Origin of the sequence: Anoxybacillus tepidamans PS2, assembly GCF_000620165.1 — a bacterium.
GTDB lineage: Bacteria > Bacillota > Bacilli > Bacillales > Anoxybacillaceae > Anoxybacteroides > Anoxybacteroides tepidamans_A.
In genome coordinates this window covers 20,689-44,319 of the sequence record NZ_JHVN01000004.1, presented here as the reverse complement: position 1 = coordinate 44,319, position 23,631 = coordinate 20,689, and the positions used below count along the sequence as shown (strand labels likewise).

29 protein-coding genes are annotated in these 23,631 nt (G+C 42.2%); all 29 read right to left on the bottom strand.

The window, feature by feature from the left end:
* Positions 1-160: 160 nt before the first annotated feature.
* Positions 161-718: a ribosome recycling factor gene (gene frr, locus N667_RS0105915; protein ID WP_027408716.1), complete on the bottom strand. Its 558-nt coding sequence runs from the start codon at positions 716-718 to the stop codon at positions 161-163.
* Positions 719-721: 3 nt separating this feature from the next.
* The gene (gene pyrH, locus N667_RS0105910) at positions 722-1,444 is read right to left on the bottom strand and encodes a UMP kinase (RefSeq protein ID WP_027408715.1); all 723 of its coding nucleotides are present in this window, start codon (positions 1,442-1,444) and stop codon (positions 722-724) included.
* A 69-nt stretch (positions 1,445-1,513) separates the two neighbouring features.
* Complete coding sequence (tsf, locus tag N667_RS0105905) at positions 1,514-2,395, bottom strand: translation elongation factor Ts (protein WP_027408714.1); 882 nt, start codon at positions 2,393-2,395, stop codon at positions 1,514-1,516.
* Positions 2,396-2,567: 172 nt separating this feature from the next.
* A complete protein-coding gene (gene rpsB, locus N667_RS0105900; RefSeq protein ID WP_027408713.1) occupies positions 2,568-3,275 on the bottom strand; it encodes a 30S ribosomal protein S2 in 708 nt (235 codons plus the stop codon).
* A gap of 156 nt (positions 3,276-3,431) precedes the next feature.
* Positions 3,432-3,938 (bottom strand): hypothetical protein, encoded by a 507-nt coding sequence (locus N667_RS0105895; RefSeq protein ID WP_027408712.1) that lies wholly within the window; start codon positions 3,936-3,938, stop codon positions 3,432-3,434.
* A gap of 9 nt (positions 3,939-3,947) precedes the next feature.
* The gene (locus N667_RS0105890) at positions 3,948-4,208 is read right to left on the bottom strand and encodes a hypothetical protein (protein ID WP_027408711.1); all 261 of its coding nucleotides are present in this window, start codon (positions 4,206-4,208) and stop codon (positions 3,948-3,950) included.
* Positions 4,209-4,270: 62 nt separating this feature from the next.
* Entirely contained in the window at positions 4,271-5,035 is a 765-nt protein-coding gene (locus N667_RS0105885) for a FliA/WhiG family RNA polymerase sigma factor (RefSeq protein WP_027408710.1), read from the bottom strand.
* A 49-nt stretch (positions 5,036-5,084) separates the two neighbouring features.
* Positions 5,085-5,405, bottom strand: a complete 321-nt coding sequence (locus N667_RS0105880) for a hypothetical protein (RefSeq protein ID WP_027408709.1) — start codon at positions 5,403-5,405, stop codon at positions 5,085-5,087.
* Positions 5,405-5,905, bottom strand: coding sequence for a chemotaxis protein CheD (locus N667_RS0105875; RefSeq protein WP_027408708.1), 501 nt, complete (start codon positions 5,903-5,905; stop codon positions 5,405-5,407). Before N667_RS0105875 ends, N667_RS0105880 begins: the two co-directional genes overlap by 1 nt.
* Positions 5,902-6,534, bottom strand: a complete 633-nt coding sequence (locus N667_RS0105870) for a chemotaxis protein CheC (RefSeq protein WP_027408707.1) — start codon at positions 6,532-6,534, stop codon at positions 5,902-5,904. The genes N667_RS0105875 and N667_RS0105870 overlap by 4 nt, the downstream gene beginning before the upstream one ends.
* A gap of 30 nt (positions 6,535-6,564) precedes the next feature.
* Positions 6,565-7,014 (bottom strand): chemotaxis protein CheW, encoded by a 450-nt coding sequence (locus N667_RS0105865; RefSeq protein ID WP_027408706.1) that lies wholly within the window; start codon positions 7,012-7,014, stop codon positions 6,565-6,567.
* A 45-nt stretch (positions 7,015-7,059) separates the two neighbouring features.
* Positions 7,060-9,093 (bottom strand): chemotaxis protein CheA, encoded by a 2,034-nt coding sequence (locus N667_RS0105860; RefSeq protein WP_027408705.1) that lies wholly within the window; start codon positions 9,091-9,093, stop codon positions 7,060-7,062.
* Positions 9,094-9,097: 4 nt separating this feature from the next.
* Entirely contained in the window at positions 9,098-10,183 is a 1,086-nt protein-coding gene (locus N667_RS0105855) for a chemotaxis response regulator protein-glutamate methylesterase (RefSeq protein WP_027408704.1), read from the bottom strand.
* An 8-nt stretch (positions 10,184-10,191) separates the two neighbouring features.
* Positions 10,192-11,061 (bottom strand): MinD/ParA family protein, encoded by an 870-nt coding sequence (locus tag N667_RS0105850; protein WP_027408703.1) that lies wholly within the window; start codon positions 11,059-11,061, stop codon positions 10,192-10,194.
* A complete protein-coding gene (gene flhF, locus N667_RS0105845) occupies positions 11,058-12,200 on the bottom strand; it encodes a flagellar biosynthesis protein FlhF (protein WP_027408702.1) in 1,143 nt (380 codons plus the stop codon). Before flhF ends, N667_RS0105850 begins: the two co-directional genes overlap by 4 nt.
* Positions 12,197-14,236, bottom strand: a complete 2,040-nt coding sequence (flhA, locus tag N667_RS0105840) for a flagellar biosynthesis protein FlhA (RefSeq protein ID WP_027408701.1) — start codon at positions 14,234-14,236, stop codon at positions 12,197-12,199. Before flhA ends, flhF begins: the two co-directional genes overlap by 4 nt.
* Before the next feature lie 31 nt (positions 14,237-14,267).
* Positions 14,268-15,350, bottom strand: coding sequence for a flagellar biosynthesis protein FlhB (gene flhB, locus N667_RS0105835; protein ID WP_027408700.1), 1,083 nt, complete (start codon positions 15,348-15,350; stop codon positions 14,268-14,270).
* Positions 15,351-16,124, bottom strand: coding sequence for a flagellar biosynthetic protein FliR (gene fliR, locus N667_RS0105830; protein ID WP_027408699.1), 774 nt, complete (start codon positions 16,122-16,124; stop codon positions 15,351-15,353).
* 4 nt (positions 16,125-16,128) lie between these two features.
* A complete protein-coding gene (fliQ, locus tag N667_RS0105825; RefSeq protein ID WP_027408698.1) occupies positions 16,129-16,398 on the bottom strand; it encodes a flagellar biosynthesis protein FliQ in 270 nt (89 codons plus the stop codon).
* A 19-nt stretch (positions 16,399-16,417) separates the two neighbouring features.
* A complete protein-coding gene (gene fliP / locus N667_RS0105820) occupies positions 16,418-17,083 on the bottom strand; it encodes a flagellar type III secretion system pore protein FliP (protein WP_027408697.1) in 666 nt (221 codons plus the stop codon).
* Positions 17,076-17,753 (bottom strand): flagella biosynthesis regulatory protein FliZ, encoded by a 678-nt coding sequence (gene fliZ, locus N667_RS0105815; RefSeq protein WP_027408696.1) that lies wholly within the window; start codon positions 17,751-17,753, stop codon positions 17,076-17,078. Before fliZ ends, fliP begins: the two co-directional genes overlap by 8 nt.
* A 19-nt stretch (positions 17,754-17,772) precedes the next feature.
* Positions 17,773-18,132 (bottom strand): response regulator, encoded by a 360-nt coding sequence (locus N667_RS0105810; protein ID WP_027408695.1) that lies wholly within the window; start codon positions 18,130-18,132, stop codon positions 17,773-17,775.
* Between the two features lie 19 nt (positions 18,133-18,151).
* Positions 18,152-19,390 carry a flagellar motor switch phosphatase FliY gene (fliY, locus tag N667_RS0105805; RefSeq protein ID WP_027408694.1) on the bottom strand — a complete coding sequence of 413 codons (1,239 nt, stop codon included), beginning with the start codon at positions 19,388-19,390 and terminating at the stop codon, positions 18,152-18,154.
* A complete protein-coding gene (gene fliM / locus N667_RS0105800) occupies positions 19,380-20,384 on the bottom strand; it encodes a flagellar motor switch protein FliM (RefSeq protein ID WP_035098207.1) in 1,005 nt (334 codons plus the stop codon). Before fliM ends, fliY begins: the two co-directional genes overlap by 11 nt.
* 18 nt (positions 20,385-20,402) lie before the next feature.
* Positions 20,403-20,825 carry a flagellar basal body-associated protein FliL gene (gene fliL, locus N667_RS0105795; protein WP_027408692.1) on the bottom strand — a complete coding sequence of 141 codons (423 nt, stop codon included), beginning with the start codon at positions 20,823-20,825 and terminating at the stop codon, positions 20,403-20,405.
* On the bottom strand, positions 20,818-21,039 hold the full coding sequence (locus tag N667_RS0105790) for a flagellar FlbD family protein (protein WP_027408691.1): 222 nt from the start codon (positions 21,037-21,039) through the stop codon (positions 20,818-20,820). Before N667_RS0105790 ends, fliL begins: the two co-directional genes overlap by 8 nt.
* 46 nt (positions 21,040-21,085) lie before the next feature.
* Positions 21,086-21,889 carry a flagellar basal body rod protein FlgG gene (flgG, locus tag N667_RS0105785; RefSeq protein WP_027408690.1) on the bottom strand — a complete coding sequence of 268 codons (804 nt, stop codon included), beginning with the start codon at positions 21,887-21,889 and terminating at the stop codon, positions 21,086-21,088.
* A 21-nt stretch (positions 21,890-21,910) separates the two neighbouring features.
* The gene (gene flgD, locus N667_RS0105780; RefSeq protein ID WP_027408689.1) at positions 21,911-22,363 is read right to left on the bottom strand and encodes a flagellar hook assembly protein FlgD; all 453 of its coding nucleotides are present in this window, start codon (positions 22,361-22,363) and stop codon (positions 21,911-21,913) included.
* A gap of 14 nt (positions 22,364-22,377) precedes the next feature.
* Positions 22,378-23,631 (bottom strand): flagellar hook-length control protein FliK, encoded by a 1,254-nt coding sequence (locus tag N667_RS19070; protein WP_027408688.1) that lies wholly within the window; start codon positions 23,629-23,631, stop codon positions 22,378-22,380.

Below are 23,631 nucleotides of genomic sequence, written 5' to 3'. Positions count from 1 at the left end.
CCTAGTCCTCCGCTTTTCTATGTTTTCAATATACTATGAGGCTAGTGTAATCAAGAAGCTACTATTTCGTCAAACATGCACCTCATTTTGCCTTTTCATTATAGCAAAAAAACCCTCTGTGCACATAGAGGGTTTTTGCATTGAGTCAAGAGGAAAACGATTATACTTCCATTACTTCTTTTTCTTTTTCTTTTGTAATCGCATCAATTTTAGCCACATGATCGTCTGTAATCTTTTGAATATCGTCCGTATAACCGCGAAGCTCATCTTCTGTGATCTCGCCGTTTTTCTCTAATTTTTTCAATTCGTCGTTCGCATCGCGGCGAATATTGCGAACCGCTACTTTTGCATCTTCAGAATATTTTTTGACAAGCTTCACAAGCTCGCGGCGACGTTCTTCTGTTAACGGAGGAATGGTAATGCGGATCACAGAGCCATCATTTGATGGAGTTAACCCTAAATCAGAAGCTAGAATCGCTTTTTCAACATCTTTTAAAATCGATTTGTCGTAAGGCTGAATCACAAGTAAACGCGCTTCTGGCACATTGATGCTCGCTAGCTGGTTGATCGGTGTAGACACCCCGTAGTAATCCACCGTGATTTTTTCAAGCAAGCTTGGATTTGCTCTCCCTGCACGAATACCTGCTAATTCGCGGCTAAACGCCTGAATGGCCTTATCCATTTTTTCCTTTGTTGCTGTAAGTACTTGTTTTGCCATCGTTTATTTCCCCCTTACAATTGTTCCTATATTTTCGCCAAGAACGGCACGTTTAATGTTTCCTTCTTCCATAATGGAGAAGACAATAAGTGGAATGTCATTATCCATGCATAAGGATGAAGCAGTCGAATCCATGACCCCTAATCCTTGTTTAATCACATCAAGGTAGGAAAGCTCGTCGTATTTCACCGCGTTTTCATCCACTTTCGGATCGGCGCTATACACGCCGTCAACGTTGTTCTTTGCCATTAAAATAACGTCTGCTTCAATTTCCGCCGCGCGCAAGGCAGCCGTTGTATCAGTGGAGAAATACGGATTGCCGGTACCGGCAGCAAAAATGACGACACGTTTTTTCTCAAGATGACGGATTGCCTTTCTTCTTATGTATGGCTCCGCAACTTGGCGCATTTCAATCGATGTCTGCACTCGCGTCTCAACCCCAAGATGCTCAAGGCTGTCCTGCAGAGCGAGCGAATTCATTACCGTTGCGAGCATTCCCATATAGTCAGCAGTGGCGCGATCCATCCCCATTTCGCTTCCCGCTTTTCCACGCCAAATGTTGCCGCCGCCTACTACAACTGCAACCTCAACGCCTAATTCTGCCACTTCCTTGACTTGCTTGGCAATTGATTTAATAATGGCAGGGTTAATGCCGAAGCCTTGGTCCCCCGCTAACGCCTCACCGCTTAATTTCAGCACAACACGTTTATATTTTGGATTGCTCATGTTATTCCTCCGTGTAGCTAATCTTTAAAAATAGGGAACACTCGTTGTGTTCCCTATCCGCTTCGGTCATTACTTTCTTACTTGGTTCATAACTTCTTCAGCGAAGTTGTCTTGGCGTTTCTCAATTCCTTCGCCTACTTCATAACGAACGAAGCTTTTTACAGTTGCACCATTTGATTCAACAAATTGACGAACTTTCATATCTGGATTTTTCACGAATGCTTGCTCAAGCACGCAAATATCTTCGTAAAATTTATTTAAGCGGCCTTCTACCATTTTTTCAACAATGTTTGCTGGCTTTCCTTCGTTCAACGCTTGTTGTTTTAATACTTCGCGCTCACGCTCAATTTCTTCTTGAGAAACTTGATCGCGTGATACATATTTTGGATTAAGCGCTGCGATATGCATTGCTACATCTTTTGCAATATTCTCATCTGTTGTGCCTTCTAGCACTGTTAATACGCCGATGCGTCCGCCCATATGCAAGTAAGCGCCGAATGCAGCATTATCGCCTTTTTCTACAATTTCAAAACGGCGCAATGTCAACTTCTCACCGATTTTAGCGATTGCAGCGTTGATGTGCTCTTCAACAGTAGTACCATTATCCATTTTTTGCTGAAGCGCTTCTTCCACTGTAGATGGTTTATGCTTTAATAAATGAACTGCAAGCTCTTTAACAAGCGTTTTAAATCCTTCGTTTTTCGCTACGAAATCTGTTTCAGAGTTTACTTCCAAAATAACCGCTGTATTCCCTTCTGTCTCGATTAATGTTGTACCTTCAGCTGCAATGCGATCCGCTTTTTTCGCAGCTTTCGCAATTCCTTTTTCACGAAGCCAATCGATTGCTTTTTCCATATCACCGTTTGTTTCAGTGAGCGCTTTTTTGCAGTCCATCATTCCCGCGCCCGTTTTTTCGCGTAATTCTTTTACCATTTGAGCTGTAATTGCCATAATCGTGTCCTCCTTTAATTATACGCATGTATGTAAACAAAATTCGCAACGCAAATTTTGTTAAATCCTGACCTTTATATTATGGCCAATATAAAGATTTTTCTGTCTCAAAAAAAGGTGATAAAAGGCTTTTCCCCCTCTTATCACCTTTCCGAAACTTTTTAAAGCACCATTATTCAGCAGCTACAACTGCTTCTTCGCCTTGTTTTGCTTCTAAAATAGCATCCGCGATTTTCGCTGTAAGAAGTTTTACTGCACGAATCGCATCATCGTTTGCCGGGATGACGTAATCAATCTCATCCGGATCGCAGTTTGTATCAACGATACCAACGATCGGAATGTTTAATTTGCGAGCTTCAGCTACAGCGATACGCTCTTTGCGCGGATCGATAACAAATAATGCATCTGGCAATTGCTTCATTTCTTTAATGCCACCTAAAAACTTCTCTAAGCGCTCTAATTCTTTTTTCAAGCCGATAACTTCTTTTTTAGGTAATACATCAAACGTTCCGTCTTCTGCCATTCTTTCAATTTCTTTTAAACGCTTGATTCGTTTTTGAATCGTTTCAAAGTTTGTTAAAGTACCGCCCAACCAGCGTTGGTTAACATAGAACATGCCAGAACGTTCCGCTTCTTCTTTCACAGAGTCTTGCGCTTGTTTTTTCGTACCAACAAAAAGGATTTTTCCACCATTTGCTGCAAGATCTCTTACAAAATTATACGCTTCCTCGACTTTTTTAACTGTTTTTTGCAAATCGATGATGTAAATGCCGTTGCGTTCTGTAAAAATGTACTTTTTCATTTTAGGGTTCCAACGGCGAGTTTGGTGCCCGAAATGAACACCTGCTTCAAGCAATTGTTTCATTGAAATAACTGACATTCGTTTCTTCCTCCTGTAATTTGGTTTAGTTCCTCCGCCTATTTCATCTTTAAGCAACACTGACAAAGCAGCACCATTGCCTAAATCCATAAGCGTGTGTATTCACACCATGTAAAAATATATCATAACTAAAAATGACAATCAAGCTGTATTTCGCTACACCCCGCGAAATTTCAACAGCAATTCAATTTCCGTCTTTCCTTTATTTAATAACTTAGCGATTTCCTCAATCGTTTTTCCCTCTTTTTGCAATGCGATCGCCTGCTCTTCTAAGGACATCGGAGGAGGGGGAGTCGAAACGCTCTTCGTTTGTTTCGCTGCACGAATTTCCACTTCATCCTTCATTTGTTCAATGGACTCCATCGGAGGCAGCCATTCTGTCTCATTTCGTTTCTCTGAACGATTTTTGATCGATGGTGAACGATCCACATCCTTTTTCTCACTTCCATTGTCCATTTTTTTGGACAATGCTTGCAAAAATCGCTCATTCTCTTCTTTCCACTCGAGCAAATATGCTGAAATAGTCTGTTCCATTTCTTGACTCAATTGCGACTGTCGTCTTTCGACTTCCTTCACTTTTGAAAGCTGCAAATATAATAAAATAATGATAAAAAGCGAAAGTGCATGCAACACAAAGCTTACTGTTAATAGAAATGCTGTCATTGAATGTCTCTACCCCATTAAATCGATGTTATTCCCTTTATATGGATGTTCACCATATTGCGGGTGGCCTTTTCTTTCCCTTTCCCAGCGAATATTTTGACTCGTTCGTTTGCTTGTGACTTGCCGTTTTGTCCGCTCCTCTTGTTTTTGCATCGCAACCGCAAGCTGCATCTGCTCCAATTCCGGATGGTGTTGCAGCTGTCCTTGAATTTTTCCGATATCGTGCATTTTGGGCAGCGCAATTTGTAATTCTACTAATTTCAAACTCATATGTGCCACTTCCTTATCATCCCGACAATTTTGAGCGTATGACGAAAAAGATGCAGCGCCAATTATAATACTTGCCCTAAAATTTTTCGAAGCTTAAAAATGGCTTTTGAGTGGATTTGGGAAATCCTTGACGTCGATAATCCCATAATTTGTCCAATTTCTGTGAGCGTCAATTCTTCTTTGTAAAATAAACTGATTACTAGCTGTTCTTTTTCGCTCAGTTGTTTAATAACTTCCGCAAGCTTTTGACACATCTCCTGCATTAACACTGTTTCTTCGGGAGAAGGTGCCTTTTCATCACGGAGCGTTAACGGGCTGTTCTCTTCATCTTCGCTTTCCTTTGACCAATCATCAAGGGATAAAATATGAGCGAAAAACCCTTCGTTCATTGCCGAATACACTTCTTCCTCGGACATGTCCAACTCCTCAGCCACTTCTTTAGCTGTAACCGTGCGCATATATTGTTGTTCCATTTTGGCAATGGTCGCTTCAATTTTTTTCGCTTTTTCTCTCGTGCTGCGCGGAAGCCAATCTTCTTTTCGCAACCCATCGAGAATGGCCCCGCGAATCCGAAACGAAGCGTACGTGTCGAATTTTAAATCGCGGGAAGGATCGAACTTTTCGAGCGCGTCGTAAAGCCCCATTAGACCAAAACTGACTAATTCCTGTTTGTTAATATTTTTTGGTAATGACACAGCAATCCGTTGCACCTGATAGTGAACAAGCGGCATATATTTTTGCACAAGCTCATCCCCCGCTTGAGGGTCGCGGCTATTGATCCAGTTTTCCCAATGTTTTTGGCCTTCGCGCGCTGAAACATTTGTCATGCTATTCCCCCTCGTTTATCCCGAACTGCTGTCTCTGCAAGCGTTCCTTTTACGACTCCTCTTCGTTTTGCAGCATATGTCGAATGTAAGCTGCCACTTTTTGCGCTTCTTCTTCTGTAAGACCTTCCATCAATTGTTTTAGCTCGTTTTCGCTCATATTATGCGAAAGTATAGGAGCGGTTCCCGTTAAATCTTTTTGAATGTACGTAAACATCCACCGAAACAGATAACCGCTTAGAAAGAAGAAGGCAAAAGAGATTGTGCTGCGAACAAATGCAGTTGTTAGCGTATTAGCTGAAAAAGATAGGAGAAACACAATGATAAATCCAACGATTCCAAAGAGCACGTTAAAGAGAATTGTGCCTACCATTATATTTCTTTGACCCCTTGATTAACTGTCCGAATCGATAAAAGGCCGGTTTTAGGATTAAATTCAATCGTCCGGCCGCTATTTCCGCCTACATCTTCCCCTATAATTGGAATATGGAATCGTTGCAGTTGCTGTTTTACAGCCTCTACATTTCTTGGTCCAATTCTCATCATATCTGTATTGGCGGAATGAAATTGAAACATTTGTGCTCCCCCTGCTAACTTCGCTTTTAGTGCGCTCTTTCGTCCCCCGGTCTTTACAACAAGCGTTATTAACGCCTCTATTGCTGTATCTGCATATTTGGCTACGCTAATTGTTCCAGATCTAGCTAACGACGAATCCGGCAACATGATATGTGCTAGTCCCGCGATTTCTTTCATTTGGTCGAAAATGATTACTCCAACACATGATCCCAATCCAGACGTACGAATGAGATGCGGTGCCTGAACAACATTCATATCGGCGATTCCAACTTTAATGACATTAATCACTTCGTTCATGGCAACTCGACACCTAACGAACGAAAAATTGGTGCGAATGAATCTGGATCAGGGAGAAGAAAGAAGTGACCGTTCACGCTATCTTGCGGCTCCTGTTCTTCGTGAACCGCCGTGTCAATTACAATAGCATAATCACCTACACGGGATAGTTCAAGCAAACCATATTGTAAAATGGCGCCGATCATGTCCACCGTCAACGCTGGTACTGAGGGATAAAGCTTTAAATGAGTAAAATCGGCAAGCGCTGAAAGATAGGAGCCTGCTAATATATTTCCTAGTTCTTGCAGAGCGGACAACCCCAATTCAGACTGTTGTGAACTAAACGAAAAGCCATGCTCCCCTGTCATTTGTTTAACAAATCGCTCCGCTTGCGAAAGCGACAATACGAAAAACATATTGCCTGGCGCCTCGCCTTCGATTCTTAAAAAAACAGCAGCCACAACTTGCTCAGCGCCTCCCACTAAATCCATCATCTCATCGAACGAAACAATCTGCACACTCGGTACGTTCATTTCAATTTTTTTATTTAACAATTGTGAAAGAGCTGTAGCTGCATTTCCGGCGCCGATATTTCCAATTTCTCTCAAAATATCAATATGATCCGCATTCAAATGGCTTATATTCGACATTGATGAAACGACCCCTCTGCGTATTTACACTTACACTACTTTCTCTGTATCTAACACTTTTTCTAGATTGAGCAAAATTAATAGCCTCTTTCCTACTTTTGCCACACCAGTAATATAATCGACTTCGACCGCCTCAATTACCTCTGGCGGCGGTTCAACACTTTTTGTCGGTATATCTAACACATCGTTTGCCGCATCAACGATGAGACCGACCTCCACCTCGCCAAGAGCGACTATGATAATACGAGTTTGTTCATTAAAGGGCTGTGCTTCAATCCCAAATCGCTCCCGCAAATCAATAATCGGGGTGACAACTCCCCTTAAATTAATAACTCCCTTTACAAATTTAGGCGTTCGGGGAACGCGAGTAATATGTTGAACTTTCTCGATAGAACGAACTTGTTGCACAGGAATCGCATATTCCTCATCTTTTAACTGAAAAACAATCACTTTTAATTCCGTTTCCTGAACTTCTACCATTTCTCCATTCCCTCCTCGAGCAATGAGGCTTTCCTTTATGGAATCTTATTTAATCAATGCATTGCAGTCGACAATTAAGGCGACTTGGCCGTCCCCTAGTATTGTAGCTCCAGAGATGGCAAACACAGATGTTAAGTAATTACCAAGCGATTTTAAAACGACTTCTTGTTGGCCAATAAAGGAGTCGACGACAAGTCCAGCCATTTTTTCTCCTTTGCGCACAATCACAATAGAGAAAAAGTCTTCTTCCTCTTTAACGCTAGGAATCTCAAATACATCCTTTAAAAATAGGAGCGGCACGACTTTTCCGCGAAAATCGATGACTTTCTGATGATGAGCGTGCAAAATATCTTCTTTTCTGATAATTGCAGTCTCTATAATAGAAGAGAGCGGAATTGCGTATTTTTCATTTTGAATTTCCACAAGCATAACAGAAATAATAGACAACGTTAACGGCAACTGAATCGAGAAGGTCGATCCAATTCCCTCTTCAGAATCGATCGTTACCGATCCGCCCAGCGATTCAATAGTGCTTTTTACCACGTCAAGTCCTACCCCGCGGCCTGAAATGTCAGAAATTTTATCAGCTGTGGAAAAGCCCGACGCAAAAATAAGTTCATAGACTTGTTTATCTGTTAGATTAGCCGCATTCTGTTTAGAAATAATTCCTTTGTTAATCGCCTTTTGCAATACTTTCTCACGATTAATGCCAGCACCATCATCCTCAATTTCAATAAAGACATGGTTTCCGCTATGATACGCTTTGAGCTTGACAGTTCCTTCCTCCGGTTTTCCTTTCGCACGGCGTACCTCTGGCATTTCAATACCGTGGTCGATAGCGTTGCGAAGCAAATGAACGAGCGGATCACCAATTTCGTCAATCACAGTACGATCGAGCTCGGTTTCTGCCCCGATAATCTCCAAATTAATTTTTTTGCCTAAATCACGCGCAAGCTGGCGCACCATGCGCGGGAATCGGTTGAAAACAGTTTCTACCGGAACCATCCGCATATTTAAAATGATATTTTGTAAGTCGCTTGAGATGCGTGACATTCTTTCCACTGTTTCATGAAGTTCTGGATGGTTCAATTCACGCGAAATTTGCTCTAGTCGTCCGCGGTCAATCACAAGCTCTTCAAACAAATTCATTAAAATATCTAAACGCTCGATATTTACACGAATCGTTTTATTCGTTGTTGCATTCTTATGTGTGGCTTCCTTTTCTTTTGATTCTTCTTTTTGTTCTTCCTTTTCGGCAACTATTGTCGCTGCTACCTCTTCTTGCAAGACGGCTGCCTGTTCGGCCTGTTCTTGAGCGATTTTTAATTGTTCCATGTCAATAGGTGCAACAACCACTTCTTCTACTTCAGAAACTTTACTAATTCGTTGCTGTAATTGCTCTCCCGGCTCTTTCGTCACAAGGGTGACAAGAAACTCTTGGTCAAACTGCTCTTCCTCTAGTAGCTCTACAGACGGATTCGATTTAATAACTTCCCCCGCTTCATTCAACACTTCAAATACCATAAACACCCGCGCCGCTTTTAACAAACAATCAGCCCGCAACTTGACGCGAATTTCATAGGCATTAAACCCTTGTTCCTTTGACTCTTGAAGAATGTTGTACTCAAATTCTCCATATGTCTGTGTCAGAACAGAAGCAGCTGGAGCCGTTTCTTGTTTTGTTTGTGTAGTAGGAAGTTCCCCCTGCTCGATTTGTTTAAGTTGTTGCACCACTTCGCGAACGTCCCGCTTTCCGTCTCCACCTTCAGCGATCGAATTGACCATCGCCTCTAAATCGTCAACCGCGGCAAAAACGACGTCTAATAATTCGGGAATCACCTGAATCTTATGATTGCGAATCCCGTCAAGAACATTTTCCATTTGATGCGTTAAGTTAGCCAAATCTTCAAATCCCATTGTCGCTGACATTCCTTTCAGCGTATGGGCGGAACGAAAGATTTCATTAACAATCGAAAGGTCATTAGGATTTTTCTCCAACTCTAAAAGTTGCTCATTGATCGTTTGCAAATGCTCCTTACTTTCATCAATAAAAATCTCCAAATATTGATTCATATCCATGGCTCTACACCCCTTGCCTGCCTGCATATTTCATAATTGTTTCGGCAATCCCCTCTAAAGGAACGACATCATCGACCAAATTTGCCGCAATAGCCGATTTAGGCATCCCAAATACAACAGCTGTCTCCTCTGATTCAGCAATCGCTTTTGTCTCTCCTGCTTCTTTGAGTCGTTTTAATCCATTCGTTCCATCGGATCCCATACCGGTCATAATAACTGCGATTTTGCTGTAACCGCTTAATGCGCTCACCGATTCAAATAACACATCCACGGAAGGACGATGTCCGTTTCGCGGCGGGGAATAATCAAGGTGGGCAATAAGCGATTGGCCCGATGATGCAACGGTAAAATGCGCACCGCCTGGCGCAATATACGCTACTCCTTGCTTTAACTCCTCTAGATGTTCTACTTCTCTTACCGAAATGTCGCAAAGTGAATCAAGACGTTGAGCCAGCGACTTTGTGAATCCTTTTGGCATATGCTGCACAATAACAATCGGCGCCGGAATTTGCTTCGGTAATTGCGTCAACACTTGCTGCAGTGCTCTCGGTCCCCCGGTCGATGTACCGATACAAATAATTTTCTTTTCGTGACCTTTTTCCGATGGTTGTACTTCTATTTTACTATATGATATTTTTTGAGAACTAGCGGTTGTTTGATTTGTCGCCCTTTTATTTATCAAACGTAAATTGGCGCGGCTTGCAAGCATGACTTTGTCAACAAGTTCTTCTTTCACTTTGTAAAGATCAAGCGAAATATTTCCTGACGGTTTGGCGACAAAGTCAACAGCGCCATACTGCATTGCCAAAATCGTGTTTTCTGCTCCTTCTTTCGTCGTGCTCGACAACATGACAACAGGAAGAGGAGAACGCTCCATAATCTGTTTTAATGCCTCAAGTCCGTTCATCATTGGCATTTCGACATCCATTGTTATGACATCTGGCTGCAGCGATGGTATTTTTTCGAGTGCATCTTTACCGTTTCTTGCTGTCCCAATTACCTCTATTTGCGGATGTTCCGATAAAAAATCGGTAATGAGCCTCCTCATAAAGGCAGAGTCATCCACAACTAATACTTTAATTTTATTCACAGCCCCCCCTACCTTTCTAAAAGAAGTTGTCGAAGTCTAGCAAAAAAGCTGGTCGGGCGGGAAACATTCAAATCGCCAACCGTCCGATCCGCTAAATAGCGGTCCGTAAGTTCTATCATCGCACGGCTAATTTTTGTGGTAGAATCAAACAATAAAAATGGAGTTTGTCTGGCTACTGCTTTTGAAACAGCGCGATCTTCCGGTAATACTCCTAATTTCATTACTTCTTTTCCGAGAAATTGTCTCATTACATTTTTTAATCGCCGCAGTGTTTCATAGCCTTCTTGGTTCGTTTGGGCCCGATTCACAATTAAATAAAATGGTATGTCTTTTTTTCTTAAATGAATGTATTTCATAGCTGCATACGCATCGGTAATGGATGTCGGCTCAGGCGTCGTAATCACAAAAACTTCATGGACAGCCATCAACAGGTGCAACCGATCTTCCGAAATGCCTGCCCCCATATCGAAAATAAGGTAGTCATATTGCTCGGAAACGGACTGAAGCTGTGTTAGAAAATAATCTACTTTTTCCTGGTCCATCGTAAAAATTTTCGTTAATCCCGTTCCCCCGGCAATAAATGATAAATTACTTGGCCCTTTTTTAATTAATTCTTGAATCGAAATGCGCCGCTCGAACAAATCCACGATCGTCGTATGGGAAGACTGGCCGAGCAAAATATCTATATTGCCCATGCCAATATCCATATCAAACAGCAATACGTGAAAACCGCGTTTTGATAATGTAAGAGCAAAATTTAGTGAAAAATTTGATTTTCCGACACCGCCCTTTCCGCTAATGATAGCGATCGCCTTCGTTAGTGCTTTTTTATTCAGACGGCTCAACTGTAGACGTAAGCTTTCTGCCTGATCTCTCATGTTAAATCGACCCCAAGCAATGTATTTACAATTTGTTCAGGCGATGCTTCGATAATGTCGTCCGGAACATTTTGCCCATTCGTCAAGTAAGCGGCACCAATTTGACAATTAGTTATTAAATTCAGCATCGCACCGTACTGACTCGTTTCGTCCAATTTTGTAAAAATGAAGCGATCGATTCGAATCAACGAAAATTGTTCATAAATTGCTTTCATATCAACCCATTTCGCTGTCAAAGCCAGCACAAGAAATGTTTCCATCTCTTCATCAAACTCAATCACTTCTCGCAAATCTTGTACATATTGCCGGTTTAAAAAATTGCGACCTGCCGTATCAATGAATACAACGTCATAGGCGGAAAATTTTTTTTTCGCTTCTTGAAAATCATGCATGTTGTAGCATACTTCAAGCGGCACATCAAGAATTTTTGCATACGTTTTTAATTGATCGATCGCAGCGATTCGATACGTATCCGTCGTAATAAAGGCTACTTTCTTGTGATGTTTGAGCACACAATCGGCCGCCATTTTCGCCAACGTCGTTGTTTTTCCAACGCCAGTAGGACCTACGACATTTACATATTTCTTTTGAAAAGAAAGTCCACCAAACGGCAATTGCTCTATTTTTTTGAGCAATATTTCTTTCACCCACATCATTGCTTGTTGTTTTGTAGCGGTTTCACGATGCAAATACCATTTTTCAACTATTTCCGCCATCACTTCTTGCCGCAGTGCACTTAAAAGTTCTTGTTCAGCTAACAGCTCATTAATCTCATTTAATGGCTGGGGGTACGATGTAAAATTGACCGCTACATTTGTAGATAGTTGTTTCAGCATCGTTTTCAACTCATTTAGCTCATTCAACAATGCCCCATCTTCAACCGTTTTTGAAACGTCAGGTCTTTTAGGAGTTTCCACATTTGTATTGATCTGTCGCACTTTTTTATCGTTAGCGGCTGGCCGAGCTGGCTTTGGGTCGACCGCTGCGATTACTTCAATATTCTTCTTTGTGAATAACCCAAGAAAACCGCCTCTATGAACTACTTTAGAATTCAAGATGACCGCGTCCTGCCCCAACTCCGCCCGAATCATTTTCATTGCTTCCGGCATCGAGGGAGCCACAAATTTTTTTACCTTCATGCAATATCCACCACCCCAACACTTTGAACCTCCACGTTTGCCTCTAATTCATTATAAGATAGCACAGGGATGTTCGGAAAATATCGCTCTGTTAGCTGACGGACATACATTCGAACCGCCGGCGAACAGAGCAAAATCGGCGTCTGGTTTACGAAAGACTGCTGCTCAATTTGCGCCGCTGTCGCCTCAATAATGGCCTGTGATAAGGTTGGATCAAGCGATAAGAAGTTCCCATGCTCTGTTTGCTGCACCCCTTCAGCAATCGCTTTTTCCACTTTTCCTGACATAGTGATGACCCTTAACGGCTCCCCAGGAACGACGTATTGACTCGTAATTTGCCGTGCTAACGCCTGACGCACATACTCTGCCAATAAATCTGCATCGTTCGTCATCCGTCCAAAATCCGCCAATGTCTCAAAAATCACAGGTAAATTGCGAATCGATACTTTTTCCTTTAATAGCTTAGCCAACACTTTCTGAACATCTCCGACAGAAAGCGGATTTGGCGTTACTTCTTCAACTAAGATCGGATAAGACTCTTTTAAATGATCGATGAGCTGTTTTGTTTCTTGGCGCCCTAACAATTCATGGGCGTGCGCCTTCAGTACCTCCGTAATATGCGTTGAAACAACAGAAGGTGGATCAACAACCGTATAGCCAAACATTTCCGCCTGCTCTTTCATCTCTTCGGAAATCCATTTTGCCGGTAAACCAAACGCAGGTTCAACCGTAGCGATTCCTTCAATTGAATCATCCTCAACACCGGGACTCATCGCTAAATAGTGATCGAGCAGCAGCTCTCCTCTCGCTACTTCATCACCTTTCACCTTTAAGCGATATTCATTCGGCTGCAATTGAATGTTGTCACGAATTCGCACCACGGGGATCACAAGTCCGAGTTCTAGTGCAAGCTGACGACGGATCATCACAATCCGATCAAGCAAATCTCCGCCTTGATTTGTATCGGCTAGCGGAATGAGAGCATAACCAAATTCGAATTCGATCGGATCGACACTTAGTAAATTGACGACACTTTCCGGACTTTTCATTTGGTTCATTTCGATTTCTTCGTTCTGCTCTTCCAGCGATGCCTCTTTTTCTTCCGCTGATTTGGTGGAGAAACGATATCCCCCAAACGCCAGCAGTCCAGCAATAGGAATGGTCAACACGTCGTTAATTGGTGTAAATAACCCTAGCAGAAAAATAGTTCCGGCAGTTACATACAGCATTTTTGGAAAAGCGAATAGCTGCTTCATCACATCTCCGCCTAAATTGCTGTCCGATGCCGCCCGTGTAACAACAATTCCTGTCGCGGTGGAAATAAGCAAAGCCGGAATTTGGCTAACAATGCCGTCCCCCACCGTTAATAGCGTATACCGTTGTGCCGCCTGGGATACATCAAGCCCTTGCTGCATGACTCCGATAACCATTCCGAATAACATATTAATAATGACGATAATAATGCCGGCAATCGCATCTCCTTTTACGAATTTGCTTGCCCCGTCCATCGCCCCATAAAAATCGGCTTCCTGCGCTACTTTTTCACGACGTTTGCGCGCTTCTTGCTCAGAGATCATCCCAGCATTTAAATCTGCATCGATGCTCATTTGCTTGCCTGGCATCGCATCAAGCGTAAAGCGCGCCGCGACTTCCGAAACACGCTCCGCTCCTTTTGTGATGACGACAAACTGAATAATAATAAGAATTAAAAACACAACAAAGCCGACAACGACATTTCCCCCAACGACGAATGTGCCAAACGTTTCAACAACACCTCCGGCTTCCCCTCTGCTTAAAATTGAACGGGTTGTTGAAACGTTCAATCCTAGGCGAAAAAGAGTAAGTAGTAACAGCAAGGAGGGAAAAATCGAAAATTCGAGTGGCTCGCGCATATTCATCGAAGTAAGGAGAACCAATAGCGCAAGAGAAATATTCACAATAATGAGAATGCTTAAAAGCCACGTTGGGAGTGGAATAATTAACATCGCCACAATGAGCACAACCATCAATAACACAGATAAATCTCTTGCTGGCATCATCTTTCGCTCCTTGAACTAAAACATCTCGCTAAATTTTCCGTTTCAAACGGTACACATAGGCTAAAATTTCCGCTACAGCTTTAAAAAATTGCTCCGGAATCGCATCCCCGATTTCTGCTTGGCTGTACAATGCCCGGGCAAGCGGCCGATTTTCGACTGTTACAACATTATGTTCCTTTGCTAGCTGTTTAATTTTCAAAGCAATGTAATCAACGCCTTTGGCAACTACAATGGGCGCTTCCATTTCCTGATCGTCATATTTTAAGGCGATGGCGTAATGTGTTGGATTGGTAATCACTACATCCGCTTTCGGCACTTCCTGCATCATTCTTTTCATCGCCATTTCCCGTTGTTTTTGCTTAATTTTTGATTTTATTAATGGATCCCCTTCTGTCTTCTTAAATTCCTCTTTGATTTCTTGTTTCGACATGCGAATATTTTTTTCAAAATCAAATCGCTGATACAAATAATCTAAAAATGCTAAAAACAGCAGGGCAGCCGATGCATATAATCCCATCTGCACAGCTAAGCTAGATAATGAGCTTAAGGTTGTACCTATCGATTTTGTCGTTAACGACAAAATGTCATCGAGTTTTGTCCATAAAACTAAAAATGTTACAAAACCAACAATGGCTATTTTTAAAATAGACTTTAACAGCTCGACGATAGACCTGAGCGACACAATCCGCTTAAATCCTTGGATCGGATCAAGTTTGCTCAATTTCATTTGAAGCGGCTCTGTCGTAAACAAAAAACCTACTTGCAAAAAGTTCGCTAAAAACGCGCCTGCAAGCCCCGCTATAAAAATCGGAGCGACCACCCAGGCCAACTCCTCGAGGATAGTGACAAAAAGCGTGTGAACGGAGTTGATGGTCACGTCTGTTAGCATATATTGCTCAAACGATTTGCGCAAAAGCCGTGAAAAAGCTTCTTTATATAAACGCCCCGAAAATAGAAGAACAATAAATACGAGCAAAAGCACAATGGCTGTATTCAAATCAGCACTTTTTGCAACTTGCCCTTTTTCGCGCACTTCTTGCCGTTTTCGCGGCGTTGCTTTTTCCGTTTTTTCCTCTGCAAAAAATTGCAAATCGAAATGTAGCGCGTCCATTTACCTGCCCCCTAATAGATTCATCAAATCGCGCATTGAAATAAACATCGTTTCAAACAAATGTTGGGCAGCCACAAACAGCGTCGCCATCATCAGTATTAACAAGAGAAGGGCAACGACGATTTTGACAGGTAATCCAACGACGAAAATATTCAGTTGTGGTACAGTTCTCGCCACAATTCCTAGCGCAATGTCCACCAAAAACAAGCACCCAACAATCGGAGCAGACATTTGAAAAGCGATGACGAACATTTCACTGAACGTTTTAGCAACATATTGCACTATATTTCCGTGCGCGAACGAAAAAGCATGGTTTAGAGGAATCAGCTGGTAACTATAAAAGATCCCATCTAGTAAAATATGGTGACCGTTTAATACTAATAGCAGCAATAACGCAAACGTATACAAATATTGCCCTGCGAGCGGACTTTGTGCTCCTGTTTGCGGATCGATAACATTAGCGATCGCAAAACCCATTTGGAAATCGATCAATCCGCCAACAATTTGGATGGCAGCCATAACAATATACGCTAATAAACCGATACAAAGGCCGACTAAAACCTCTTTCAAAACAAGCAATATATAAGCTTCATCTAGTGCAACGGGTCCTTTTTTCATTCCGAGAAACATGAGCCAACTCACAAAAAATGACAGTCCGATTTTATACGTATTAGGGATCGTTCGATAAGAAAACAACGGCAATGTGACGAAAAAAGACGCAACCCGAGCGAATATTAATAAAAATACTGGAAAATAGGAAACGAATAACTCCATAAGATCAGCCTACAAATTTTGTTAAATTATTAAAAATCTCATATGTGTACGAAACCATCCTCGAGAGCATCCATGGGCCGAAAAAAATGAGGCCGATAAGCACTGCGACAATTTTCGGTACAAATGCAAGGGTTTGCTCTTGAATTTGCGTCGTTGCTTGAAAAATGCTGATTAAAAGACCGACTGCGAGCGCTAGTAATAAAAGCGGGCCGCAAATAATTAAAATCGTATATACTCCCCGTTCAGCAAGCTGAATGACAACATTTGCATTCACGTCCGTTCACCTACTTTATCTAAAAACTTTCTAGCAATGACTTTACGACTAAATACCAGCCATCTACAAGAACAAATAGCAAAATTTTGAACGGCAGCGAAACCATTACCGGCGGGAGCATCATCATTCCCATCGACATTAAAATGCTCGCTACAACCATATCAATCACTAAAAACGGAATAAAAATCATAAATCCCATTTGAAACGCGGTTTTAAGTTCGCTAATAGCAAACGCAGGAACAAGCGTTGTTAACGGAATGTCTTGAAGATTTTTTGGCTTGTTAGCGCCGCTATAGGTCAAAAATAGCGCCAAATCTTTTTGTCGCGTATGTTCACTCATAAACTCCTTAATCGGTACCGAAGCTCGTTCATATGCTTGTTCCAAATTGATCTTTTGAGAAAACAGCGGCTGAAGTGCCTGATCGTTTACCTGCTTAAATGTCGGTGCCATAATAAAAAATGTTAAAAATAAAGCTAAACCAATAAGAACTTGGTTTGGCGGCATTTGTTGAGTGCCAAGCGACGTACGGACAAAAGACAGTACAATTACAATACGGGTAAAACAAGTCATCATGATCAAAATGCCTGGAGCAATCGATAATACCGTTAATAATAGTAATAGCTTTACAGACATTGAGACGTTTTCAGGAGCAACTTGGTTAAAAAATTGCACAAACTCATTCATCGGACGTTGTTCCCTTCTGTTCAATCTGCTTCAACAACTTTTGACGCTCTTGCGAAAGCTCCTGCATTTGCTTTGCAAACAGCTCACGAAACGGCGTTGCTTCGTTTTTAACTTCTTTAACTTCCTGCTTCTTGGCTAAGCGATTGAGCCATTTGGAAATCCACTCATTTGGTTCTAGCATTTGTTGCAATGATTGGTTGTGCGCTAGCAACAGCTCTTTGATTTCTTCCTCATCATCAATCTCGCGCAATAGCTGAACCGATTCCCCGACACCGACTACTAATACGCGTTTCCCTATTTTCACAAGCTGTACAGAACGATTAGTACCGACACTTGCGCCACCAAGATGTTCAATCATCCCGCGCTTGCCGGATAGAAAACGGCCACGTTGATTTAAAAGCCTTAATAGTCCATAAATGAGCAACACAACAAATAGAGTAGCGAAAATGAGCTTAACGACATCCCAAAGTGTAAAAGTGGAAGCCATCTGCGCCGGCGCTTCTTTATTTGTATTTGTTTGACCAGCTGGCGCTTGGCCTTGACATGTTTCTGGATTCTCGAAACATTGCTTCACCGTGGGGGATTGCTCCGCAAAAACAGGCAGCCCTGTCTGCGAAGCAATCAGCACAATGAAACAGACGAATAACGGAATGATGCGAAATCGAAACAAATTGGTTCCACCTCTTATATTAGCCAAGTGTTTTGTTAATCGCCTCAATGACGCGATCCGCTTGGAACGGCTTAACGACAAAGTCTTTTGCGCCTGCTTGGATCGCATCAATGACCATTGCCTGCTGCCCCATCGCTGAGCACATAATCACTTTTGCGTTGCTATCCAATTTTTTAATTTCTTTCAATGCTGTAATTCCATCCATTTCCGGCATTGTAATGTCCATTGTTACTAAATCTGGATTCAATTCCTTATATTTTTCTACCGCCTGAAGACCATCTGCTGCCTCTGCGACAACTTCATGACCATTTTTCGTTAAAATGTCTTTAATCATCATTCTCATAAACGCTGCATCGTCTACAACCAATATTCTTGCCATTTGCAAAATCCTCCTTATATTATTTTAAGTTTTTTAAACGATCGCTTTGGCTAATAATGTCTGTCACCCGCACACCAAAATTCTCATCGATTACCACAACTTCGCCTTTGGCAATTAATTTATTGTTGACTAATATATCTACCGGCTCACCTGCCAACTTATCAAGCTCGATAATCGATCCAGAAGAAAGGTTCAAAATATCTTGCACAGACCGCTTTGTTCTCCCAAGTTCGACCGTCACTTGCAGCGGGATATCAAGAAGCATATTTAAATTCCTTGGTTCCGCCTCTGTTAAAGGAGCAGGCTCAAAGCTCACAAAATCAACCGGCTGCACGTGATGTTGTCCTATGGCTGCAGCATGCGCGCCAAAATGGTTTGGTGCATGCGCTGGCTGTTGAGGTACATAAGGATGCTGAGCGTTTTGATAAGCTCGCTGTTCAGAAACTGAATTCCCGTAGGAATAAGCCGCATTGTTTGACGATTCGACCGTCGCCGCTTGAGAGCTTGGAGTAGAAGCAACCGGAATGCCGCTATGCTTCTCTTTGTTTTCTATATCCGCTTTAGCGGATGGTTGCGCGCTCGGGTTAGACATTTGCAATAAATTTTCCACCAACTCTTTTGCGAAATCAACCGGCAATAACTGCATAATGTTTGAGTCAATCAACGTTCCGATTCTTAAACGGAATGACACTTTTACAAGTATATCTGCATGCGGTAAATATTCAATTCCTTCTCCTTCTTTTACGTCGAGCAAATGAAGGTTTGGCGGAGAAATATCTACTTTCTTGCCAAAAATGGTAGACATCGATGTCGCCGCTGAGCCCATCATTTGATTCATCGCTTCCTGCACAGCGCTCAGCTGAATTTCTCCTAATAAATCTGCTGGATTTAGTCCATCTCCGCCTAACATTAAATCAGCAATAATTGCTGCATCAGACTGTTTAATAACTAGTAAATTCGTCCCTAAAAATCCGTCTGTGTAATTTACTTGAATCGCTACATAAGGATGCGGGAACTCATCCGATACGTCTCCCCGGCGAATAACTGAAACGCTCGGCGTCGTAATTTCAACTTTCTGATTTAACAACATGGAAAGTGCAGTCGCCGAACTTCCAAACGAAATATTCCCGATTTCTCCTAACGCATCTTGCTCAATCGTTGATAACACATCATCGACAGACGGCGTATCGTCTAAACCACCAGCTCCACGCAACAATGCATCGATTTCATCTTGGGATAGCATCTCATCACTCATCATTGTTGTCTTCTCCCCCTTTCAGCGTGTCTAACACTTGCACCGCCAATTTTTTGCTTACCTTGCCTGGCTGACCGATAAATTTTGGAATATCACCAACTTTAATAGTTAGCGGTTGCTGAATCGTTTGATCTAATTGAATCACATCTCCTACATCGAGCTGTAAAAATTCTTGAATCGTGATCGTTGCTGTACCAAGCTCAGCAATGACCGGGATTTGGGCAACTTTAATCCTTTTCTCAAGAGCCTTAACCTCTTGCGGCACCCTTTCTTTTTTTTGCGTTTGCATCCAGTAATGCACTGAAAGACGCGGCATAATCGGCTCAAGCACAACATGAGGAATACAAATATTAATCATTCCGCTTGTTTCCGCAATTTGTGTATTTAATGAAATGACAACAACCGTTTCATTCGGAGACACCATTTGCAAAAATTGCGGGTTTACTTCAAATTCTGCTAGTAACGGATCAATGTCTATAACCGATTCCCACGCATCCCGCAAATTGGTAAATGCCTTTTCAAACAAATTAGACATAATCCGCGTTTCAATTTCTGTTAAATTATCGACTTTGTTAATACTGGTGCCCCTTCCTCCCATCACTCGATCAAGCATCGCATAAGCAACGTTCGGATTTACCTCCATAAGAATATGTCCGTCTAGTGGTGGCACTTCGAACACGTTTAAAATCGTCATTTTTGGAATCGAACGAATAAATTCTTCATAAGGAATTTGATCCGCTGATGCTACCGAAATTTGTACATACGTCCGCAGTTGAGCTGAGAAAAATGTCGTTAACAACCTTGCAAAATTTTCATGAATTCGCGTAAGGCTGCGGATTTGATCTTTCGAAAAACGAAGCGCTCGCTTAAAATCATATACTTTTACTCTTTTGTCTTCCTCTTCCTTTTTCAGCTCCTCCGCATTCATTTCTCCAGTTGACAACGCTGCTAGCAACGCGTCGATTTCACTTTGTGATAATACTTCGCCAGACACCATTCTCACCTCCCTAAATCGTTATTGGAGGATGAAGGAAGTAATGTAAACTTGATCCACTTTCCCTTCTTGCATCACTTGATTGATTTTTTCTTTCAAACGCGCTTTCAGATTCGTCTTCCCCTGCTCTCCATTAAAATCAGCTGGCTTCATTTGTGACAACTGCTCAATAATAATATCTTTAATCTGGAAATCACGCTGTTCGGCCTCTGCTTTTGCATCCTCATTATTCATTTGAATTTTAAAAGAGATTTTAATAAAACTGCCATCTGCTAAATTCGTTGTGATTTCCGGAACATCGACAGAGCTTGCTACAATTTCTTCTGCCGTTGGCCCCTTCTTTTCCTCATTTCCTGTAAACTTGAGAACGACAACTAATGCTACCGCCGCAATCAGCGTAATCGTAATTAATATAGCTAGCGTTACCTTCCATAACTTACTCATTGTCTAATCCCTCCATATCCCGGGGAAGTCCTATAATCGAAATTTGTTGATAAAATTCTTTCACAAGTTGCATCACATCCTTTACAGATTCACGCACAACGATTTTCTTTCCATTTGTCAGCGTAATCGTCGTGTCTGGAAAAGCTTCAATTTGCTCTATGTATATCGCATTTAATGCAAATGACTTTCCATTTAAACGCGTCAATGTGATCATATGTACTTAAAGGCACTAGACGGAGTCTAGTGCCCTCCCTCCTTTATTATTTCTTCAAGTTGACAAGCTCTTGTAAGATTTCATCCGACGTTGTAATAATGCGCGTATTCGCTTGGAAACCGCGCTGCGCGACGATCATTTCGGTAAATTCTTCAGAAAGATCGACGTTGGACATTTCGAGCGTACCAGGGACAAGCGTTCCTGCTCCGCCTGATCCTGGAGTAGTCAATGTCTCTGTACCGGAGTTAGATGTTGATCTGAAAAGATTTTCCCCTGCTTTTTCAAGACCGTCGTTATTTGCAAATTTCGCCAATTGAATTGGTGAACCCGTTGCTGTTTGCAAAGTTCCGGTAGAATCCACATAATTTACTACACCATTTGCGCCAATGCTAAAGCTTTGAGCATTCGTCGGAATTTGAATTCTGCTATTACCGCTTCCTAGTAAATAACGCCCATCCGCATTTACAATATACCCCTGTTGATCAAGATAAAAATTTCCTGCTCTTGTATATAGATGGTTGTTTCCCGACGCATCCCCTAATACAAAATATCCATCGCCAGAAATCGCTAAATCAAGAGTGCGGCCTGTTGTTTGCAAGCTTCCTTGCGTCTGAACAGTATCAATGGCCGCAAGCTGCGCCCCTAATCCGACTTGTTTTGGATTCACACCGCCACGTGTTGCGGTAGGAGCGCTCGCACCGGCGATTTGTTGGCTTACTAAATCCTTGAAAATAGTGCGGCTCTTTTTAAACCCATACGTGTTCACGTTCGCGATGTTATTTCCGATTACATCTAATTTCACCTGAAAGTTTTTCATTCCGCTAATTCCAGAGTACATAGACCGAAGCATAAATCTCTCTCCCTTGCTTTTTTATTGTTGTGGTGCTTCCACTTTCACGATTTGTTTGCTCGAAATCTCTTTGCCGTTATCGAGTTCCAAAAAGATTTCATTATTTTTTTGCGAGACGGATTTGACAATGGCTCCTACTGTCGTTTCTGTTGTATCGTCTCCATTCCCGGTCGTTTCCGTCCAATACACTTTCTTGCCAATCATTTCGCTGTAGCGCAAAATCGCATTTTCATTTTGCATATTAATGAATTTTTGCATTTCCGTTGTCATGTTAGTCATTTGTTCAAGCGTAGAAAAGCTCGCCATTTGTGCGATAAATTCCTTATCTTCTAAAGGATTTAACGGGTCTTGATTTTGCAGTTGAACAAGCAAAATTTTTAAAAAGTCGTCTTTTCCGAGGATATTGTTCCCCGTTTGTCGCTCTGGCGGCTTATAATTACTTAGCAACAGGCTCGAATCAATGGTGTTTGCCATATTGGAACACTCCCCTATGCTTCGATATTCAACAATTCATTTGTTAAGGCATCCTGAAAATGCAGCTCTTTTTCTTGCTTAAGCGGTTGTCGTTGTTCTTGCTGCTGTCCTCCACGATTTCTCTCTTGGTCGCCAAACGTCTGGTCATAACGAGGCATCGCCTCATGGTTAAGTATGTCAAATTGCTCGACTGTAATATGTTGCGCCGGTATGATATGAGAAATTTGTTGAATGTTTGCTTCGACCAACTCCTTGGCAGAAGCGCTCGAGGCGATGATTTTCGCCATCATTTCCCCTCTTTCCTGAACCAACTTTACAGTCAGTGTACCGAGGTGCTCAGGATGCAACCGAATCACCAGTTGCGATTGCCCATTCCCAAGTTTTGTGAACTTGCTTGTTCTTATAATATCGCTGAATTGGTGAACGAACTGTTCGTTCACATTTCTCGCTGTTTGGCCCTCCTCCAAAGAAATCACCGGTGCTTTTTGCTGGGATGCCGCTGTTAGATGAAGCGCGTTCATCAAAGATGGATTCATCACTTCTGCATAGTCTTGTTTTTGCTTCGCCTGCTCCGCTGTTTGCGTTAGCGAAGAGAGCTTCGAATCGATTGGCAATTTATAAAGTTGAAACGGCAAAGACTGCGCAAAAGGTGTCGGATTGGAATGCTTACTGATCTGGCTAACATTACTCATACGCGCCAGCTCGTCTTGTTTAGCGGATGCGGAAAAACCGACGTTCGCCTGTTGCACCCGTTGCCTTTTTAAAATGGCTAAAATTTGCTCGATGTTCGGCATATCAACAGCGCTGTCAATATTTTGTTGCCACGATGCAAGCTGTTCAACTGGTTGCATGTTTTCCGTTGACTCTGTTGCTTTTTGCTGCATCGCAATAATCCATTCTGCCGCTAATTGTTTTATTGTTGAAGCATCTTGTGGATCGATCGATGGGAAAGCAGTTGAATCGCCCCCCAATTGTTCTTGAAGCATTTGTTGCATATCAGGCGAAAGCAACGGGAAAAATGCTTCCAACCATGCCATTGTCATATCATCATGGTCGGTGCCGCTTGCGGATGGAGCGATCGCTTCTCCTATAGGAGGCAATAACATAGACTCTCCTTCCGTATTACTAGCCTGCATTTGCTCCGTTTGCAGCAACTGTTGAAATACGCTCTTGCCTTCCTGTGGCTGCTTCACTATCGATCCTTGTTTTTGGGCAGTGGACGCGAAGCCATTTTTAAAAACCTTTGGATCATAAACGGCAATCTTCAT

What these genes read in the sequence shown, in the direction of transcription:
- N667_RS0105790 (WP_027408691.1), bottom strand. Translation starts at nt 21,039, where the DNA reads ATGATCACATTGACGCGTTTAAATGGAAAGTCATTTGCATTAAATGCG.
- N667_RS0105810 (WP_027408695.1), bottom strand. Translation starts at nt 18,132, where the DNA reads ATGGCAAGAATATTGGTTGTAGACGATGCAGCGTTTATGAGAATGATG.
- flhB (WP_027408700.1), bottom strand. Translation starts at nt 15,350, where the DNA reads ATGGACGCGCTACATTTCGATTTGCAATTTTTTGCAGAGGAAAAAACG.
- fliP (WP_027408697.1), bottom strand. Translation starts at nt 17,083, where the DNA reads ATGAATGAGTTTGTGCAATTTTTTAACCAAGTTGCTCCTGAAAACGTC.
- flhA (WP_027408701.1), bottom strand. Translation starts at nt 14,236, where the DNA reads ATGCCAGCAAGAGATTTATCTGTGTTATTGATGGTTGTGCTCATTGTG.
- N667_RS0105865 (WP_027408706.1), bottom strand. Translation starts at nt 7,014, where the DNA reads ATGGTAGAAGTTCAGGAAACGGAATTAAAAGTGATTGTTTTTCAGTTA.
- N667_RS19070 (WP_027408688.1), bottom strand. Translation starts at nt 23,631, where the DNA reads ATGAAGATTGCCGTTTATGATCCAAAGGTTTTTAAAAATGGCTTCGCG.
- N667_RS0105870 (WP_027408707.1), bottom strand. Translation starts at nt 6,534, where the DNA reads ATGTCGAATATAAGCCATTTGAATGCGGATCATATTGATATTTTGAGA.
- flgD (WP_027408689.1), bottom strand. Translation starts at nt 22,363, where the DNA reads ATGGCAAACACCATTGATTCGAGCCTGTTGCTAAGTAATTATAAGCCG.
- tsf (WP_027408714.1), bottom strand. Translation starts at nt 2,395, where the DNA reads ATGGCAATTACAGCTCAAATGGTAAAAGAATTACGCGAAAAAACGGGC.
- N667_RS0105890 (WP_027408711.1), bottom strand. Translation starts at nt 4,208, where the DNA reads ATGAGTTTGAAATTAGTAGAATTACAAATTGCGCTGCCCAAAATGCAC.
- flhF (WP_027408702.1), bottom strand. Translation starts at nt 12,200, where the DNA reads ATGAAGGTAAAAAAATTTGTGGCTCCCTCGATGCCGGAAGCAATGAAA.
- N667_RS0105860 (WP_027408705.1), bottom strand. Translation starts at nt 9,093, where the DNA reads ATGGATATGAATCAATATTTGGAGATTTTTATTGATGAAAGTAAGGAG.
- N667_RS0105895 (WP_027408712.1), bottom strand. Translation starts at nt 3,938, where the DNA reads ATGACAGCATTTCTATTAACAGTAAGCTTTGTGTTGCATGCACTTTCG.
- flgG (WP_027408690.1), bottom strand. Translation starts at nt 21,889, where the DNA reads ATGCTTCGGTCTATGTACTCTGGAATTAGCGGAATGAAAAACTTTCAG.
- fliR (WP_027408699.1), bottom strand. Translation starts at nt 16,124, where the DNA reads ATGGAGTTATTCGTTTCCTATTTTCCAGTATTTTTATTAATATTCGCT.
- N667_RS0105850 (WP_027408703.1), bottom strand. Translation starts at nt 11,061, where the DNA reads ATGAGAGATCAGGCAGAAAGCTTACGTCTACAGTTGAGCCGTCTGAAT.
- rpsB (WP_027408713.1), bottom strand. Translation starts at nt 3,275, where the DNA reads ATGTCAGTTATTTCAATGAAACAATTGCTTGAAGCAGGTGTTCATTTC.
- frr (WP_027408716.1), bottom strand. Translation starts at nt 718, where the DNA reads ATGGCAAAACAAGTACTTACAGCAACAAAGGAAAAAATGGATAAGGCC.
- fliL (WP_027408692.1), bottom strand. Translation starts at nt 20,825, where the DNA reads ATGAGTAAGTTATGGAAGGTAACGCTAGCTATATTAATTACGATTACG.
- N667_RS0105875 (WP_027408708.1), bottom strand. Translation starts at nt 5,905, where the DNA reads ATGAACGAAGTGATTAATGTCATTAAAGTTGGAATCGCCGATATGAAT.
- N667_RS0105885 (WP_027408710.1), bottom strand. Translation starts at nt 5,035, where the DNA reads ATGACAAATGTTTCAGCGCGCGAAGGCCAAAAACATTGGGAAAACTGG.
- N667_RS0105880 (WP_027408709.1), bottom strand. Translation starts at nt 5,405, where the DNA reads ATGGTAGGCACAATTCTCTTTAACGTGCTCTTTGGAATCGTTGGATTT.
- fliY (WP_027408694.1), bottom strand. Translation starts at nt 19,390, where the DNA reads ATGATGAGTGATGAGATGCTATCCCAAGATGAAATCGATGCATTGTTG.
- pyrH (WP_027408715.1), bottom strand. Translation starts at nt 1,444, where the DNA reads ATGAGCAATCCAAAATATAAACGTGTTGTGCTGAAATTAAGCGGTGAG.
- fliM (WP_035098207.1), bottom strand. Translation starts at nt 20,384, where the DNA reads ATGGTGTCTGGCGAAGTATTATCACAAAGTGAAATCGACGCGTTGCTA.